The organism is Chryseobacterium ureilyticum (assembly GCF_900156735.1).
GTDB lineage: Bacteria > Bacteroidota > Bacteroidia > Flavobacteriales > Weeksellaceae > Chryseobacterium > Chryseobacterium ureilyticum.
In genome coordinates this window covers 1,349,774-1,368,030 of sequence record NZ_FTOL01000001.1, presented here as the reverse complement: position 1 = coordinate 1,368,030, position 18,257 = coordinate 1,349,774, and the positions used below count along the sequence as shown (strand labels likewise).

Genomic DNA, 18,257 nt, shown 5'->3' with positions numbered 1-18,257 from the left:
ATTATTATTGAAGTTTATATTAGATGGTTCGTCTTTTTGTGCGAGACTGAGGTTTATCCTGCTGACTGTTATCCCTAGGGGATTGTTGTCCTTTCTGTAACGGTTCTTTCACATTCTTAGTGACTTCATTGGTTTTACCTTCTGAATTAACCGCAGTTTGGATTTTGTATCCCTCCGTAGGTTTTGCCTGCTCTCTCACTTTGTTTGGGTTTTGAAAGGAGAAATCAACTTTTCCTGTTTCCTGATTAAGGGTAATATAGCCCTGATAAGGCTGACCTTTTTTATCCAGCAGTTCATCCAGATAGATGGTTTGTCCTCCTTTAAATTTCTCATACTGTTCCTCGTTTAAGTCCTTACCTCTGAATGTTCTTGGGACTTCCGAATGAGATTGTTGCTGGCGCTCTTTATGATCAAATAGAAATTCCACGTATTTTTTATCAGCATTAAACTGAACATGTGCATTAAAAGGCTCTCCTTTGGTAGAGATCATGCCTTCAAGATATAATGCCTGGCCTTCTATCAGCGTTTGCTTTTGTTCTTCATTTAATTTGATGCCTTTAATTTCATTGGGAATTTTTATATTCTCAACTTTGTAAGCAACCAGTTCATTTGTCAGACGATCTCTGCTGATAACGGAAGGAATAATTTCATCGTTTTTTGGATTGATAAGATCCACAACGCGTCCCATATTGCCATTTTCCATTAAATTTTTTTTGTCTTCTGCGGTAAACTCATGACCCAGAAACTTAAAATTGAAATTAGGTTCTTTTCTTATTCCATGAATATTGATGACCACATCACCCTCATCATTGGTATTCAGTGAAAGCCGGGCATCCATTCTTGTAAGGGCTGTTCCGAGATTGATGGTGACAGGAACGAGTCCATTGGTTTTAAATCCTTTTAACATAGGATCTAAAGCATTTGCTTTTTCTAATTTTTCTTGAGTTAAGCCGAATTTTGACATCATATTCCAGTCGATTTGATCAGCGGAATACTGATATTCTTTTTCTGATAAAGGGTTTGTACTCATCGTATTGGTTTTTGGAGTTAATATTTTGTAGGTATTTAGAAATTCTTCACCCTCAGTACTGGGATGGGTAAGGTGATGTTGGATCTGTTTTCCAATTTTTTCTGATTCTTTGAGTGGCGATTTAAAAAAGTTGAACAAAGTAGGATCTTTGAGTTGACTCAAAAAATTGGAGAAGAAGTTGGAGAATAAATCGCCCTGTCTATCAATCTTTAGAAATTGATTCTGATTCTTTTGAGTGTTAGGTACTGTTTTCAGATCTCCGTTCTCATCTACGGTTTTTACAGCTTCAATCTTGTTAGTTTTGGGATTTAAAACCAATAGAATGTTGATTAAAGAAGGATCTTGATTTTGAGTGTTTTGAATGTCTTCCATGATGCTAAATATTTATTTAACATCGAAGGTAGCAGGGTATAATCAGACTGGCTAAAGATGGCAGTAAATGAGGGAATTTGGCGTAGAGTGTCTGTTACTCCTTTGGAAATTTTGAATTTTTCAACAGACTTTTGTTATAATGAGGCGAAAAATAAGTAATTTTAAAAAGTCTCTATCTGGAGACATTTTTTTTCATCATTTGTGTTTTTATCCTGTTTTATTATATAAAACAGGATTTTTATTCATGGCTGAAGCTTTTAATAGATGTTCAGAAAGAATTATTCTCAAAAAGATTCATACCAATAATTTTATCACGGGCAGTGTCATAGATAAGCTCCACTGAAAAGGTTGAAACTTTATACAAAACATATTTTGATTGGTTAACTTCTCTTACAGAGATGATACGTCCATGAGTAAGAACAAAATTATATTGTGCCTGACGATCGGGCAGGTTTTGAAAATCGTAATAAGAAATGATCATGTTGATAATAGATGGTATAGAGTCAATTTTTTAATTAGCCTTTGAAAACTTTTCATCGAGTATCTGAATGTTTTTTCGAATCTCAAGGAACATTTCTTTTATATTATAATTTTCAAGATGCTCTGGTTCAAAATCCTCCGAAAATATTCCTGAAGCATACTGCCAGACTTCAACAATTTCTTCTAAGGGAATATCATAAGGTTCATAGAATGGATTATCTGCCGCTACAGTAATAGATTTACTTTGCCGGGCAGTGAATCTCTTGTAAGAAATCCCATCATTGAGGGTCACAAATATGTAGCTTTTATCAGGTTTCAGATCGTCTATATTTTCAACATATTTGCCGATAATGTAAGATCCATCCTTAAAAGGGGGCATGGAATCTCCATGGGCTGGAAAAGCCCGGTATTTTCCATTCGTTAAAAAAGGAAGTGAGATTCTTTGCAGCCCTTCAATATATTCTGGATCACTGTAGCCGGATAAATAGCCCATTGATGCTTTTTGTGGGATGATTTCAATGCTGTTGTTTCCTAACTGATCCACAACAACAGGTAGGACAATTCTATTATCCGGAAGTTTCAAGATATCCTCCAATGGATACTTTCGGATATCAACGGTGAGGAGCAGATCAATACTCAAATTGAAATACTTTGAAATTCTGATCAATATTTCATAAGGAGCTTCTGAACGTCCATCCTCGTATTTGGAATACCGGACTCTGCTCAGCATAATTTTATCCGCAAGTTCCTGCTGGGAAATTTTTTTCTGAGTTCTTAAAAACCTGATATTATCTGAAAAAATTGACATTGATACAAATTGTATCTGCAAATATAGTTAAAAAGATACAATATGTATCTAATTTTGTAACATGAACCGTTCGATTGTACATATGGATCTGGATACATTCTTTGTATCCTGTGAGAGGCGTAATAACTCCAAGCTTAACGGAATTCCTCTTATTATAGGAGGTGGTGACCGTGGAGTAGTAGCGTCATGCTCCTATGAAGCTAGAAAATTCGGAGTGCGATCTGCTATGCCCATTCGAATGGCACTCAGATTATGTCCGGATGCAAAAGTCATTCGGGGAGACCATGAACTGTATTCCAATTTATCTCATACGGTGACCGAAATTATTCAGGAAAGAGTTCCGGTAATGGAAAAGGCGAGCATTGATGAATTTTATCTGGATCTTTCAGGAATGGACAAATTTTTCGGCTGTTATCAGTGGACAAAAGAAATTGCATCCGCTGTTACTAAGGAAGCAGGACTTCCTATAAGTTTTGCTTTGTCAGCCAATAAGACCGTTTCAAAAATAGGGACGGGAGAATCAAAACCGGTGGGTAGGCTGGAAATCAAAGATTTGGATATCAGACCTTTTTTAAATCCGCTATCTATTAAAAAGATTCCGATGGTGGGGGACAAAACGTTTCAGTTACTATCAAGAATTGGAATTCGTACCATACATACCCTATCTGAAATGCCCGTGCTGGTTTTACAGCAAATGATCGGTGTAAACGGAAAAGAACTGTGGAAAAAAGCCAACGGTATTGATGAGAACCCTGTAGTACCTTATTCGGAAAGAAAGTCCATTTCTACGGAAAGGACCTTTACCAATGATACGATGGATGTGGTAGAACTGAAAAGGTTGATATCGGGAATGGCGGAACAGCTGGCTTATCAGCTAAGACAGGAAAAATGGCTGACCTCAACAGTGGTTGTAAAAATCCGTTATGCCAATTTTGATACGGAAACCAAACAATGCAAGGTTTCTTACACTTCTGCAGATCATACTCTATCAAGAGTGGCTTTGGAATTATTTAATAAAGCATATACCAGAAGAATGCGGCTTCGCCTCGTAGGATTACGATTTACAGGGCTTGTTCATGGGAACCATCAGATGAATCTGTTTGAAGATACAGAACAGCAGATGAATTTATATCAGACCATGGATTACCTGAAGAATCGCTTTGGCATGGGAGCCCTGGGTAGAGCTTCAGGTTTTGATTTTGAAAAATAGAACTTTAAACTTTCAACAATGTTTTTAAATTGTCATTCTTTTCACAGTCTTCGCTATGGAACCTTATCCATAGAAGAATTGGTGAAACAGGCTCATGAGTTAGATATTACAGAACTGGTGCTGACAGATATCAACACTATTACCGGAATTTATGATTTTAAAAAAGAATGTGAAAGGGTTGGTATTAAACCTATTGCAGGAATTGAGGTTCGAAATGAAGGTAAACTCCTTTATATTGCTATTGCTAAAGAGTTTTCAGGGATAGGTGAAGTGAATATTGTTATTACTGAGCATAACTGTGAGGGGAAAGAACTCTCAGAAGTTGCGCCGGGATTTGAAAATGTATTGGTAATCTATCCTATGAGTAATATTCCTGCTGAGTTGAAGGAAAATGAGTGGATAGGAGTCAGAATAGAAGAATTGAACTTTCTAATAAGACCTGAATATCAAAAACTGATTTGCAAAATGGTTGTAATGCATCCTGTTACCTTCAGAACGAAAGAAGAATATGAACTGCACAAAATTCTCAGAGCCATTGACCATAATACCTTATTGTCAAAACTGACCAAAAGAGAAATTTGCAGAAAATCAGAATATTTTATTAATGAACAGTCTATAGCAGACGCATTTGAAAGATATCCTCAGATCCTTAAAAACACAAAGGAAATTTTAGCAGAATGCCGTTTTGAATTTGACTTTAAAAAGGTAAAGAATAAGCAGTTTTATACAAAATCAAAAGCCAATGATGTAAAATTACTTAAGAGATTGGCGTATTCAGGATTGGAAAAAAGATATGGAAACGATCATGAAGTGGCCAGAAAAAGGGTTGAAAAAGAACTGAAGGTAATTGATGAACTTAATTTCTGCTCCTATTTTCTAATAACCTGGGATATTATCCGCTACAGCAACAGCATGGGGTTTATGCATGTAGGAAGAGGGAGTGGAGCCAATTCTATTGTAAGCTATTGTCTGGGAATAACCGATATCTGTCCATTGGAGCTTGACCTGTATTTTGAACGTTTTTTAAATCTTAACCGAAAATCTCCACCTGATTTTGATATCGACTGGAGCTGGCAGAACAGAGATGCTATATTGGAATATATTTTTGACAGATATGGCAAAGAACATGTTGCTTTCTGCGGAACCAATGTGGAATTTAAATACAAGTCAATTTTCCGGGAAGTGGGAAAAGTGTTTGGACTGCCTAAGGAAGAGTTGGATGAGCTTGCCAAAAAACCTATGATACAGCATGACCAAAATGAAGTGGTACAATGGGTACATAAATATGGAATGCTCTTGGAAAAATTTCCCAATCAGAGAAGTATGCATTCGTGTGGGATTTTGATTTCTGAAGAACCTATTACGAATTATACAGCACTTGAAATGCCCCCCAAAGGATTTCCGATTGTTCAGTTTGATATGAATGTGGCGGAAGATATTGGGCTGGAAAAGTTTGATATTCTTTCCCAAAGAGGTTTAGGAACTATTAATGATACAGTAGCTCTTATTAAGAAAACCTCAGGAATTGCAGTGGATATCCGGGATACGTCTTTGTCAAAAGATGAAGAAAAGACCAATGAATATCTGGCCGTAGGAAGAACTATCGGATGTTTCTATATCGAATCTCCCGCCATGCGCGGTCTTTTAAGAAGATTGAAATGTGATAATTACAGAACTCTGGTCGCTGCTTCCTCTATCATCCGGCCCGGGGTGGCACAAAGCGGAATGATGCGGGAATATATTTTCAGGCATAATCATCCCGACCAGTTTGAATATTTTCATCCGGTATTTGAAGAACATCTAAAAGAAACTTATGGCATTATGGTGTATCAAGAAGATGTTCTGAAGATTGCCCAGCATTTTGGAGGACTATCTCTGGCTGATGGTGATATTTTACGAAGAGCGATGAGTGGGAAAGGAAGATCCATTAAAAAGCTTCAGGAAGTTAAAACCAATTTTTTTACATCCTGTAAAGAAAAAGGGCATTCAGAAATAATGACAGCTGAAGCATACCGGCAGATTGAATCTTTCGCAGGATATTCTTTTTGCAAGGCCCATTCAGCATCATATGCGGTAGAAAGTTATCAGAGCCTGTATTTAAAGGTATACTATCCTTTGGAGTTTATGGTTTCCGTGATCAATAACCAGGGCGGATTTTACCGGACTGAAGTCTATATTCATGAAGCAAAAATGTCAGGTGGAAATATCCAGGTTCCCTGTATTAATAGCAGTGAGTATCAAACAACCTTGAAAGGAGCGGATATTTACCTTGGTTTAATGCTTCTTGAAGGGTTAGAAACAAGAATCGCTCACGGTATTGTTGAGGAAAGGGAAACCAACGGAATATATACTTCATTGGAGAACTTTATAAGACGCGTTCCCATTGGTATTGAAACTGTACAGATCCTGATTTTTATAGGAGCATTCCGATTTACAGGAAAACCTAAAAATGAACTGCTTGTAGAGGCAAGAGTTCTACTGATCAATTTTAAGCCTGAAAACAGAGAACTTATGCTGATTGAAGAACCCGTTCAGGAGTTTAAACTGCCTGAATTAAAACGGGAACACTTTGAAGATGCCTTTGATGAAATTGAACTCATAGGTTTTCCTGTTTCATGCACTCCTTTTGATCTTTTAAAGACCCCATATAGAGGTTCTGTTTTTGTAAAAGATTTATTGAAGTTTCACAAACAGCAGGTTAAAATGCTGGCTTACCTGATTTCAAGGAAGCATGTTCCTACAAAGAAAGGGACCATGTATTTCGGAACCTGGATTGATGTGAACGGAGATTATTTCGACACGGCCCATTTTCCGGATAGCCTGAAACAATATGATTTTCAGGGGGGCGGGTGCTATTTGCTTCTGGGGACTGTAGAAGTCGATTTTCATTTTCCTACCGTTACCATTCATAAAATGGCAAAAATGCCCATGATCCCTGATCCAAGGTATGCTTATGATAAAGAAAAACAGTATGATATCCACAGGCAAATCAAAGAAGATGTAAGCATGACCTATAGAAAACCTTATCCGCAGTCTCATGAAATCGGATTGCCAAGGCATAAAATGAAGTAATAATTATAGAATATTGAAAGAATGATGAATCAGTTGAGTTTATTTGATACAGAAGAGTTCTATGAATTTCCGAAAGATCTTTTGGAATACAGAGAGCATTTTTTAAGTAAGGCAGAAGCCGATCAGTTAAAAGATAAGCTGCTTAATACCGCTCCATGGGAGCAGCGTACACAGAAGATGTATGATAAAACAGTTCTGACTCCACGGCTGACAGCTTGGTATGGAGACCCCAAATATGATAGGTCTGAAGAAGAGAAGAAGCCGACAAATCCATGGACGCCTGAACTTTTTGCTATAAAGGAAAGGATTGAGAAAGAGTTTGGATGTCAATTTAATGGAGTTTTATTAAATCTTTACAGAAATCATAATGATTCCATAGCATGGCACAGGGATAAGGAAAGCCGCTATGGTAAGCGGCCTGTTATTGCATCCATAAGTTTAGGACAGACCAGAAATTTTGATTTCAGGAAAAAAGACCACCATGCCAGTAAATATAGTTTACCACTTCCACATGGTTCACTGCTTATTATGAAAGGGGATTTACAGGAAAATTGGGAACATAGGATTGCTAAATCCATCGTGCCAATGAAGGAGCGTATTAATCTTACTTTTCGTTTGATTGTAAGGTAGATTCATTCCATGATTTTTAACACATCAAGTTCTGTCGCTATTCAGGTTTACTTTGTCTATGAAAATTTTAAAATGGCTTAGTAAGAAATATATTATGTCAAATTCTAATGTTAATCCTTTTACATGGCGTTTATTGAGTGAAATTTGTATTTAGGTAAAAAAAATAATCATGTACAATAGAGTAGAGAATGAAAAATTTTCTATTAAGGAATTTTTTACCAATCTTTTGAACGAATTAGTTGAAGATCCAGAAGACTTCTATATCTCTTCCTTAGGAGTCATTCAATATGAAGCCATAGAAAAGAAAATAGAATTCAACGACTCTTTCCAAAAAAAGAGAGAGAAAGAATTTAATCACGAAATTACTTTTGATAGTGAATATTCTGAGAATAGAGATCAAATAGAGTTATATGTATTCTCACCTGCTTTAATTGATCCAGATATATTTGATTATTTAGAATGTGTTTGGAGTCTAGTAAAAAGTGAATACTTAACCGAAAAAGTACTATTCAGAGAGTTATACTTTTTAAAAGAAAAAAGTGTCAGATTTTAAATGTTACTTGGACATATGATGGTTATGATCATGTTAATGTTCATCAATGATATCAGCTGACTTATGTTGAAGAGCGTTATCAGTACTTTTCATATTGAGAATAAAATTTATCTATTTCCATTAATTAATTCGGATCGCTTTTATAATTCGTAGTGGTCAATGGAGTAGCTAATTTTTATTTTGACCTGAATCCTTTTGAGGCTATTATCAATCTGGTTGGAAATAATATCTCCAATATTTTTACCTTGGATCGGGCACTGATTGATGAATTGATCATATATGATAAAGCCTTGACATGGGAAGAAATAAAGATGTTGTATGATTCTTATAACTGGAACCTCAGTGGTCTATCAGTAGCCCCGGGTGCAACATCCAAAACTGATTTTAAAGAGGATATAATAGTAAAAGTTTCTCCTAATCCTACCACAGGTATTGTCAGTTTAGAGGGGAATGTGGATTTGGAGAAGTCAGAAGTTTTCATCAGTAATCTCTTAAGAAAAGAAGTATACCGTATTAAACTGATTTCAAAATCTTTTAATATTCCTTCTTATCAACGTGCAGGAGTGTGTGTTATATTTATTAAAACCAGAAGTGAAAAAGTATATAATCGTAAAATTATTCTCAACAGATAATCTTTTTTATAAGATATTAAAAAGATGTCTGTGGAGTGGAAGATAATGGTGATTAGGCAACGATAACGCAGTAATCCTATCTAATGGTTCATCGAGGTCTGTGGCTTAGACATGACAATTTAAAGTGATACTTTTGGGCTACCAGTGACCAAGACGAGCGTATCTTCAAACACTTTTGTTGATGATTTGGTTCGTTTAAGTCAATTAAAATGGAATTTCTAAATCCGTTAATAAGATTTGATGTATGTTTTTATTGAAAAAAATCTGATATCTGATTGATGTTGGCATTCTTATAATCAACATAAATATGATAATGAAATTCATTAAGTTTTTTCAAAATCCTAAGAAATTCATTCTTCTCAACTTTATTAAGCTTTCCGGATAAAATTTTTGAGATTAAGTTGACATTAGAAACCGAGTCGTGGAAAATTTCTTCGCCTTTTTTAGTCAAATTTAATCGTTTGCTGCGCTTATCATCTTTATCATTTTTCTCCTCCAAAAATCCCGCTTCCAAAAGTCTTTTGATGATTTGAGTTCCGGTTTGTTTCTCGTGACCGTTTTTTTCGATCAATAGAATTTTCGTTAAAAAAGGTTCGTCTTTTAAGCGGTACAGGTAGGTAAATTCTTCATTCGCTAATTCAGGAAAATCTCCCAACCCTTTTCTGATCAGTAATTTAGAATATCGTCCTAATAAGAGAACCTGTTTGCAAATTTCATTTTCGGTAAATGAAACCTGATGATTTTCATTTTTAAAAAGCTTGGTAGGGCTTTCATCAGCATATTTTTTATCATTCATCCACACGCGGAAATCATCAACGGTGGAGTTGGATTTGCAGGCGTCAGAATGTTCAAATTCTTTCACGTGATGGAGCAGGTCTATGAAAAAGTCGGTTTGCATAATAATTTTGGTAAAGATATTAGTTTTTGGGAATGATTACAATTTGATGTTACTCATTCCTCCGTCAATCCCAATGATCTGCCCTGTGATCCACGCTGAATGATCAGATAGTAGAAACGCAACCATTCTTGCGATTTCGTCGGCTCTTCCGACTCTTTGCAATGGATGTCTTCTTCCTGAAGCTTCCCGTTTTTCAGGTGTTGAAAGAAGTGGTGAAGCTAAATTAGTATCCGTTAAAGAGGGAGCGATGGCATTCACTCTGATTTTCTGAGTAGAAAATTCTGCGGCCATACTTTTCGTCAAACCTTCAACAGCACTTTTACTTGCAGAAATTGAGGAGTGAAAAGGCATTCCCAGCTTTGCCGCCACCGAACTGAACAACACAACAGAAGCAGTTTCCGACTTCTTCAAATTAGGCAACAGTTTCTGAATCGTTTTCACAGCACCCAAAACATTGATTTCAAAATCATTCCTGAAATCTTCAATCGAAAAACGGTTAAATGGTTTTAAATTAATACTTCCCGGCGCATAAACCAAACCGTCAATAACTTCAGGGAATATAATTTCATCCAGATTCCCCGAAAGAATATCTATTGGATGAAATTCAATATTTAAATTTTCAATTTCAGGATTTTCGGTTCTTGAAAGACCAATAACGTAATGATTTTCTGATAATATTTTTGCAGCAGCAAATCCAATTCCCTGCCCGCAACCGATAATGACTATGTTTTTCATTTTATTCTGTTTTTATCGTTTCGAAATTTTATTATGACTTATTGTACGCTGTCTTTTACATTTAAACCTGTCAATTTCAGGATTTCTTTTCATCAGATGCTTCTGGCTTACTCCAGAATTCACTCTTTTTCTCCAAAGCCGAAAACTTGATGGTTTCAGTTCTCTTCTCATCAATTCAATCACTCCAGATTCTGAAATTCCAAACTGAAATGCTATCGCTTCAAACGGCGTTCTGTCTTCCCAGGCCATTTCAATGATGCGGTCTGCCTGTATTACATTAAATTCTTTCACCATTATTTTAAATTTTTAATCGTGTGCCTTGCGATTTTAAAGTGTTCAGATTTTTTCTCATCCGTCATTTTATCCAAAGTTCGCAACATCATTCCCAATCTCGGATTTGTTTTGAAAAATTCTTTGTTATCATTTACAAAATTCCAAAAGAGGGCATCCCATTTTTCCGTCCAGTCGTCATCATAGTAATCGCTCATCTTTTTGATGTAATTGCTTCCGCTGATGTACGGTTTTGTACTCATTTTTCCGCCGTCAGAAAAGCTGCTCATCCCATAAACATTAGGAACCATTACCCAATCGTAAGAATCGATGAACATTTCCATAAACCATTGGTAAACGTCATCTGGATTAAGTTTCAACAGATTCATAAAGTTGGCGAAAATCATTAATCGTTCGATGTGATGTGCATAACCAGTTTCCAGGACCTTCAAAATTGTGCTGTCAATCGGTTTAATTTCAGTCCTTCCTGTATAAAAAGATTCCGGAAGCGGATTTTGATGTTTCCAATAGTTTTTATTTCGCTGATAAGTTCCCTCATAAAGGTAAATCCCTCTCACAAATTCTCTCCAGCCCAAAATCTGCCGCACAAATCCTTCAAGAGAATTGATGGGGATTTTATATTCGTTCGCATATTCAATGGCTTCTCTCAAAACGTTTTCTGCAGTTAAAAGTCCAATGTTTAACAATGGCGAAAGCACGCTGTGATGCAGAAAATGTTCACGCTCTACGATACTGTCTTCATAAACCCCAAAATCGGCAAACCGCAGTTCCAGAAACTGATTCAACCAATTTTCAGCTTCCTCAAAAGTGACGGGATAGAGTTGATACGACGTTAAATTGCCATAATTTTCATGAAAATTTTTCCCGGTATAAATTCTCGCTTCCTCAAAATATGCGCTGTTTTCCGGGAAGTGAATGGGTGGAGCTTTTTTGTTCTTTGGATATTTTTTACGGTTTTCTGTATCGAAAGTCCATTTTCCACCGATGGGTTTTCCGGCTTTCATTAGAAGATTTCGGGAAATTCTCTGTTGTTTGTAAAAATCGGTTTGATGATACGATTTTTTATCTTCAAAATAGTCTTTCAAATCTTCCTTAGTATTGATAAACAAAGGACTTTCAATAATCTCTAATTCCAATATAGTTTCCTTAATTCTCTTTTCAAGCCAATTGTCACAAACATCTGTGATGAGAATTTTGTCAAAATTTAGTTTTTCTAAATGCTTCACTAAATTTCGAACATCAGAAAGTGGGGAAGTACTTTCAATATATTCCACCTTGAATTTTTCTTTGGTCAAAAATTCCTCATAAAACTTCATACTCGCCCTATGAAAGGCAATTTTCTGTTTGTGAAATTTATATTGTTTAAAAAACAGAAACTCTTCCACCAGAAAAACAGGGTGATTTTTATCCAGATGATCCGTGTCTTTAAAAAGCTGATGCGGAAATATCAATTGCGCCGTTGAAGATGCTACTTTAGCCATAAATTTCTGAATTTTCGATCCGAATCATACTGCTTAGCCTGTTTTTCAACATTGAAAGTTCTGCTTCTCGGGTCATTTCCAACGCCGGCGAGATACATCCAGTTTCCATAATTGCTGTGAACATCGTAATCGATGAGCATTTCCTCAAAATAAGCTGCACCCATTCTCCAATCCTGCTTCAGGATTTTGCAGAAATAAGAAGCTACATTTTGTCGTCCGCGGTTGCTCATCCAGCCAGTGTTTTTAATTTCCAGCATATTGGCGTTAATAAAATCAGAATCTGTCTCGCCCTTGATCCATCGGTTAATTAAATTTTGATCATATTTCCATTCGTATTTCCGTTCTGAAATTCCATTTTGCTGAAATATTTTATCCCGAAACTGCATTGAAGTAAATTTGAAAAAGTCTCTCCAAAGCAATTCAAAAATAAGCCAATACGTCGATTCGTTACTTCCAAATTCATCCTCATATTTCTTGATTTCGTGGAAAATAGTTACTGCAGAAAGACTTCCATTGGCAAGCCACGCAGAAAATTTGCTGCTGTAGTCTTTATCAATTAACCCATTTCTTGTTTCTTTATAACAACCTAGATTTCTAGTTTTAAAAAAGTAATGATTCAATCGTTGCAATCCTTCAGTTTCACCACCCGAAAATGGAAAAGCAGAAAATTGATGCATTTCAAAATCGTCAAAGCCTAAAGTCTTTAATGTAATATCGTCGCTGTTTATTTTTAAATTTAAAATGGATTTATTGTAAACCAGATGTTCATCATTAAATTCATTTCTGATTTTAAAATCTTCCTCTATTTTTTGTCTGAATGTAGTAAACAGTAAAGGAATTTTATCTAATCGTTCTTTTATGAAATCTGGTTCAAACAAAAGTTGAGAATAAGATTTTACCCATTGTACATCAGGAAAAATGGTTTTGATTTGATTTTCCAATTCAATTTCTTCCTTTGTCCATTCTCTCTGACAGAATATTTTTTCAACCTCAAAACCTTTAGAAATCTGCTTAAAAACATCTTTGGTCTTACCCAATTTTTTAAGAAACGGAATCTTCTTTTCTTTTAAATTATTTTCCAAATCCGAAACAGTTTGCAACAAAAATTGAGCCCGAAATTTTCCAATTTTCTTAAAACTAAGTTGTGTCGAATGGAAAAAAGTTTTGTCAAAAATATACACTGCAAGAAAAGGTAAATGTTCTTGCATAACGTTGAAAAGCGATTCATTGTCTCTGATTCTTAAATTATTTCCGAACCAGAGGAGGTTGATTTTTTGTTTTTCCGGCATTTTTCGCTGCAATATTTTACTTCGTTCCAGTTTTTCCTCCACTTTTTCCGCCAGTTGAAGGGCAGTCCGCAGACTTCACAAATCTTTGAAGGTAAGTTGGCAGGCATTTATTGGTTAAAATTTTTGTACTGATTGATTACGACATTTTTGGCTTTCAAATCGTGCATCATATTATACAAACCAAAAAATGTACGGTTCAGATAAATAAAATGTTTCGAACCTCTGTTGGTATTCATTCCTTTCATATCGCTTATTTTAGCGTATTTCTGACCCAGATCTGCAATTTCCTGAAAAAACGATTCATCAGAAAAATCAAAAATTTCTGCGTTAAAAGGTCTTGTGAACAATTCCAGTAATTCGTAGAATAATTTGGTGAAAAATTCCTGTTCTTTAGCAGAATCATTAGAACTCAAAATCTCCAGATCGTATAATTTTTCTTTGTAAATTTCAGGATTATTCAGATTCTCAAGTTGAGCCAACTCAAAATAGGGTTTATAAAAATCATTCGGGATTTCTTTGATACATCCGAAATCAATCACGAGCAGTTTTTTATCTTCTGAAACCAGGAAATTGCCTGGATGTGGGTCTGCGTGAACTTGTTTTAGGACGTGCATTTGGTACATATAGAAATCCCAGAGTGTCTGTCCGATTTTGTTCAAATCTTCCTGAGAATTTTTCAATTTTGTGAATTCCGAGAAATGTTTTCCGTTCATCCAATCCATTGTGATGATTCTTTCGCAAGATAATTCAGGATAATATTTGGGAAAATCCAAATTCGCAAGATGACTGCATTTTCTAGAAATTTCCTGACTTCTTTTCAGTTCAAGATCATAATCTGTTTCCTCAAACAATTTATTTTCTACTTCCTGAAAATAAGATTCTGAACCTTTTTTCTGGATATTAAACATTTTCATCGCAATAGGTTTTACCATTTTCAAATCACTTGAAATGCTTTCTCTCACACCGGGATACTGAATTTTTACAGCAAAATTTTGACCATCTTTTTTCGCTTTATGAACCTGTCCGATACTTGCCGCGTTAACTGATTCATTCGTGAATTCATCAAATAGATCCTCCGGATTTTTTCCGAAATATTTTCTAAAAGTTTTCTTTACCAAAGCTCCCGAAAGCGGCGGAACAGAAAATTGCGACAAAGAAAATTTTTCAACATAAGCCTGCGGAAGAATGTTTTTCTCCATACTTAACATTTGGGCAACTTTCAAGGCTGAGCCTTTCAGTTCTTTCAGAGAATCGTAAATGTCGGTTGCGTTGTTTTCATTCAAAGCTTTTTTCGCTTCGCCCTCATCTTTATTTTTTGTGATTTTATTTCCGTAATATTTAATGTAATTAACACCGACTTTTGCTCCTGCTTTCAGCAAGCTGCTCGTTCGTTCCAGCTTTCCTGTTGGTATTTTATTGAGTGTTTTCATCTGCTATTTTTTTAATTTTTCTTTAAATAAAAACTTTCCGAGGTCAACTATTTTTCTCAAAGGTTCGTTTTCCATCAGTTCAAATCCTGTGTCAATTGTTTTTTCGATGAAAATATCCGTCTTTTCGAATGATGGAGATGTATCTTTTTTCCAAAATTCGATGGTCGAAACCAAATGAATCCACAACACTTCTTCACGAGCTTTTTCGTGGAAATTTTTCAAATCATCTTTCGCTTTTTGAATCATTTCCCAATCATTAAAATCAAGAGTTTTGACGAATTGTCGATGCGTTTCCTTAAGCTGATTTGAAATTTTTGCCAAGTGTAATTTGTCATTTCCCAAGATCATCAGAAACAAAGAACGGTTCATCGTCATATTTTCAAAAAAGATAAAATAGACATTTAACAGTTTTTCTTTTGAAGTAATTTCATCAGAATTGTTAATTTCCGAAGCTGACTCTACAGATTTATCAAAAAGATTGACCAACATTGATTTTTCTATCTGTTCAAAGCTTGAGAAGTAATCGTAAAAGTCTTTTTCTTCGAATTCATTGTCTTTTGCGAAACGGTAAATGTTTTTTGGTCTTTCGCCGTGATTCAAAAGGTAGTCACCGTACAATTCAAATATTTTATCTTCTGTAATTATATTTTTTGGTTCCATTATTGATTTTATTTATCAACAAATTTAGTAATTAATTTTACTAATTAAATAAATTAAGTATAAATTTGTACTATAACAATAATTCAAAATATAACTAATGCTTACAATACAGGCTCAATCTAATGTACCGACCGATTTTGGAATGTTTACCGTCTATGCATTTTCTGAAAATGAAAATGACTGGTGTCCACATTTGGTTTGGGTGGCTGAAAAAACAGATTTTAATGAAGTTGTTAATGTTCGTTTCCATTCGGAGTGCATTACCGGAGAAGTTTTCCATTCGAGGAAATGTGAATGTGGACAACAACTGGATGCGGCAATGAAATTTATGTCGGAAAACGGAGGAATGATTATTTATCTCAGACAGGAAGGCAGAAATATTGGAATCATCAATAAATTAAAGGCTTATGCTCTTCAGGAACAAGGTTTTGATACGGTAGAAGCAAATTTGAGATTAGGTTTGCCAGCAGATGGTAGAAGTTTTGATGTTGCAATCGGGATGCTGAAAATGCTGGAAATTTCTAAAGTTAATTTATTGACCAATAATCCTGAAAAATTGAAAGCTTTCAACAACAGCGGGATTTTGCTCAATAAAAGAATTCCTTTGGAAATTGAATCTAATTCAGTCAATGCGTCGTATCTTACAACAAAGAAGGATTATTTTGGGCATCTCTTCGAAAAACTTTAAGTTACATTGAAAATTCAAAGAAAAATTCTTTAACTGATTCAAAATTAATTCTTATGAAAAAGATTTTATTAACGGGAGCAACAGGTTACATTGGTAAAAGGATGATGAGTGTGATTACAGAGCAAGGCTACAAAGTGGTGTGCTGCTGCCGAGATGTCTGCCGATTTTCCAGACCTGCCGGGATCAATGATGATTTGATAGAAGTCATCGAAGTTGATTTCCTGAGAGAGGAAACTTTGAAGAATATTCCGGAGGATATTTCAGGGGCATATTATCTGATGCATTCTATGAGTGCGAATGGTGATTACGAAGAATCCGAGAAAATCTGTGCTCAGAATTTTGTTTCAGCAATTGAAAAAACGGAGTGCAAACATATTATCTATCTGTCAGGATTAGTCAATCAGAAAGAATTATCAAAGCATTTGAATTCAAGATTTAATGTAGAAAAGATTTTAATTGAGTCTAAAATTCCAACAACGGTTTTACGAGCTGGGATCATCATCGGTTCTGGAAGCGCATCATTTGAGATCATTAGAGATTTGGTTGAAAAATTACCGATCATGATTACGCCAAAATGGCTCAATACGAAATGTCAGCCCATAGGAATTGCAAATGTTTTGGATTTTCTAATTTTTACTTTATTCAAAAAAGAAACTTACCGTAAAAGTTTTGACATCGGTTGTGAAGATGTCTTGACTTACAAAGAAATATTGCTGGGTTTTGCGAAAATTAGAGGTTTGAAAAGAACTATTATCACATTGCCGGTAATGACTCCGAAACTGTCTTCGTATTGGTTATATTTCATCACTTCAACCACTTACAGTCTGGCAAGTTCGCTCGTTGGAAGTATGAAAATTGAGGTGGTTTGTAACAATGAAAGTTTATCAGAGATTAAAAAAATAACTGGAGTTCAACCATTTTCTTACGAGCAGGCTTTGGAGAGAACGATGGCAAAGATTCAGGCCAACGAAATACTTTCCAGTTGGAAAGACAGCTTTATAAGCAGCAGAAATGATTCTTCCCTGAAGGAATTTATTGAAGTTCCGCATTTTGGCTGTTTTAAAGACGTTCGAAGTGAAAAATATGACGACCGTGAAAAATGTCTCGACCGTGTTTTTGGTTTGGGCGGCAAAAATGGATGGTACGGACAAAACCTTTGGAAAATCCGGGGTTATATGGATGTATTGGTTGGCGGTCCGGGGCTCAGAAGAGGAAGAACGCACCCGGTAGAGCTTCACGAAGGAGATGCTCTGGATTTTTGGCGCGTACTTTATGCTGATAGGGAAGAAGGGAAATTGATTCTTATTGCTGAAATGAAACTGCCTGGAGAGGCGTGGCTGATGTTCAAATTATACAAAGGAAAGCTCTGGCAGAAAGCAGTTTTCCGACCAAAAGGATTGTGGGGAAGATTATATTGGTATTCTGTATTGCCTTTTCACGGATTTATTTTTAAAGGAATGGTGATAAAATTGGCTGCTGGCCATTAATGAGTTTAATTCATGAAAAATCTTTTGAACAGGAAACGTAGCTTTTAGCAAAGTCCTATATGATAGTGTTATTGAAGGTAAATTAACATCCCGAATTAAATAAAGACTTTTAAGAATATCATCTAATTGGTGCAGAAAAGTGTATAGTTCCTATTCTTTAGTTATGATATACTTAAATGAAACGGATTTTATTTTTTTTCTGTCCACATATTACTGCCATTTCTTATTTTCTTACAATAGATTCACTAAAACAATAAAAATCTTAATCTGGCTTATTTTGGAATAAAAAAAATGGCTCAATTTGGATTAAGTTGAGCCGTTTGGTTGTTTGTGAAATTGACAGGGCGCTATCCAAACTCCTTTTTTACTGATATAGAAAATATCGTAGAGTTATGTGGTTGAAAATAAGCAGTATATGAATATTATCTTTACGTATATTCTTAAAAAGATGCTATTCAAACACATTTCCGGAAGATTTTGTCTTATAAGTCAGTTTGATTTGCTAGAATAA

Annotated in this window: 18 protein-coding genes; 7 read left to right on the top strand and 11 right to left on the bottom strand. The window is 35.4% G+C overall.

Translation table 11 applies throughout. The features are described from left to right. Window positions 1-19 precede the first annotated feature (19 nt). The 3 genes from BW983_RS05945 to BW983_RS05935 all read right to left on the bottom strand — a co-directional run bounded on the left by BW983_RS05945 (window position 20) and on the right by BW983_RS05935 (window position 2,690). Window positions 20-1,402, bottom strand: coding sequence for a DUF3945 domain-containing protein (locus BW983_RS05945; RefSeq protein WP_076550661.1), 1,383 nt, complete (start codon window positions 1,400-1,402; stop codon window positions 20-22). A gap of 268 nt (window positions 1,403-1,670) precedes the next feature. Then, window positions 1,671-1,883: a hypothetical protein gene (locus BW983_RS05940; RefSeq protein ID WP_076550658.1), complete on the bottom strand. Its 213-nt coding sequence runs from the start codon at window positions 1,881-1,883 to the stop codon at window positions 1,671-1,673. Between the two features lie 30 nt (window positions 1,884-1,913). Continuing rightward, entirely contained in the window at window positions 1,914-2,690 is a 777-nt protein-coding gene (locus BW983_RS05935; RefSeq protein ID WP_076550655.1) for an XRE family transcriptional regulator, read from the bottom strand. Window positions 2,691-2,751: 61 nt separating this feature from the next. On the opposite strand from BW983_RS05935, the gene dinB reads away from it, so the two are divergent. The 5 genes from dinB (at window position 2,752) to BW983_RS05910 (ending at window position 8,787) form a co-directional block, all read left to right on the top strand. Continuing rightward, window positions 2,752-3,900: a DNA polymerase IV gene (gene dinB, locus BW983_RS05930; protein ID WP_076550652.1), complete on the top strand. Its 1,149-nt coding sequence runs from the start codon at window positions 2,752-2,754 to the stop codon at window positions 3,898-3,900. Window positions 3,901-3,918: 18 nt separating this feature from the next. Continuing rightward, on the top strand, window positions 3,919-6,972 hold the full coding sequence (locus BW983_RS05925; RefSeq protein WP_076550649.1) for a DNA polymerase III subunit alpha: 3,054 nt from the start codon (window positions 3,919-3,921) through the stop codon (window positions 6,970-6,972). A gap of 21 nt (window positions 6,973-6,993) precedes the next feature. Further along, window positions 6,994-7,602, top strand: a complete 609-nt coding sequence (locus BW983_RS05920) for an alpha-ketoglutarate-dependent dioxygenase AlkB family protein (protein WP_076550647.1) — start codon at window positions 6,994-6,996, stop codon at window positions 7,600-7,602. Window positions 7,603-7,771: 169 nt separating this feature from the next. Further along, the gene (locus BW983_RS05915) at window positions 7,772-8,155 is read left to right on the top strand and encodes a hypothetical protein (protein ID WP_076550644.1); all 384 of its coding nucleotides are present in this window, start codon (window positions 7,772-7,774) and stop codon (window positions 8,153-8,155) included. A 152-nt stretch (window positions 8,156-8,307) separates the two neighbouring features. Next, a complete protein-coding gene (locus BW983_RS05910; protein ID WP_076550641.1) occupies window positions 8,308-8,787 on the top strand; it encodes a hypothetical protein in 480 nt (159 codons plus the stop codon). Between the two features lie 250 nt (window positions 8,788-9,037). Here the strand turns inward: BW983_RS05910 and BW983_RS05905 are convergent, their stop codons facing one another. Genes BW983_RS05905 through BW983_RS05870 form a run of 8 tightly spaced genes read right to left on the bottom strand, consistent with a single transcriptional unit; the run spans window position 9,038 to window position 15,571 of the window. Beyond that, window positions 9,038-9,685, bottom strand: a complete 648-nt coding sequence (locus tag BW983_RS05905) for a MarR family winged helix-turn-helix transcriptional regulator (protein WP_076550638.1) — start codon at window positions 9,683-9,685, stop codon at window positions 9,038-9,040. A 36-nt stretch (window positions 9,686-9,721) separates the two neighbouring features. Further along, complete coding sequence (locus tag BW983_RS05900) at window positions 9,722-10,420, bottom strand: SDR family NAD(P)-dependent oxidoreductase (protein ID WP_076550635.1); 699 nt, start codon at window positions 10,418-10,420, stop codon at window positions 9,722-9,724. A 12-nt stretch (window positions 10,421-10,432) separates the two neighbouring features. Then, on the bottom strand, window positions 10,433-10,714 hold the full coding sequence (locus BW983_RS05895; RefSeq protein ID WP_076550633.1) for a TIGR03643 family protein: 282 nt from the start codon (window positions 10,712-10,714) through the stop codon (window positions 10,433-10,435). Then, window positions 10,714-12,192 (bottom strand): cryptochrome/photolyase family protein, encoded by a 1,479-nt coding sequence (locus BW983_RS05890; protein WP_076550631.1) that lies wholly within the window; start codon window positions 12,190-12,192, stop codon window positions 10,714-10,716. Before BW983_RS05890 ends, BW983_RS05895 begins: the two co-directional genes overlap by 1 nt. Then, on the bottom strand, window positions 12,180-13,481 hold the full coding sequence (locus tag BW983_RS05885; RefSeq protein ID WP_076550877.1) for a DASH family cryptochrome: 1,302 nt from the start codon (window positions 13,479-13,481) through the stop codon (window positions 12,180-12,182). The genes BW983_RS05890 and BW983_RS05885 overlap by 13 nt, the downstream gene beginning before the upstream one ends. Beyond that, window positions 13,433-13,588: a DUF2256 domain-containing protein gene (locus BW983_RS05880; protein ID WP_076550629.1), complete on the bottom strand. Its 156-nt coding sequence runs from the start codon at window positions 13,586-13,588 to the stop codon at window positions 13,433-13,435. Before BW983_RS05880 ends, BW983_RS05885 begins: the two co-directional genes overlap by 49 nt. After that, a complete protein-coding gene (locus BW983_RS05875) occupies window positions 13,589-14,911 on the bottom strand; it encodes an ABC1 kinase family protein (protein WP_076550626.1) in 1,323 nt (440 codons plus the stop codon). Between the two features lie 3 nt (window positions 14,912-14,914). Beyond that, on the bottom strand, window positions 14,915-15,571 hold the full coding sequence (locus BW983_RS05870; protein ID WP_076550624.1) for a hypothetical protein: 657 nt from the start codon (window positions 15,569-15,571) through the stop codon (window positions 14,915-14,917). A gap of 97 nt (window positions 15,572-15,668) precedes the next feature. Between BW983_RS05870 and ribA the strand changes: the two genes are divergently transcribed. Beyond that, window positions 15,669-16,259 (top strand): GTP cyclohydrolase II, encoded by a 591-nt coding sequence (ribA, locus tag BW983_RS05865; RefSeq protein WP_076550621.1) that lies wholly within the window; start codon window positions 15,669-15,671, stop codon window positions 16,257-16,259. Window positions 16,260-16,312: 53 nt separating this feature from the next. Beyond that, on the top strand, window positions 16,313-17,746 hold the full coding sequence (locus BW983_RS05860) for an SDR family oxidoreductase (RefSeq protein WP_076550618.1): 1,434 nt from the start codon (window positions 16,313-16,315) through the stop codon (window positions 17,744-17,746). The last annotated feature ends 511 nt before the right edge of the window (window positions 17,747-18,257 follow it).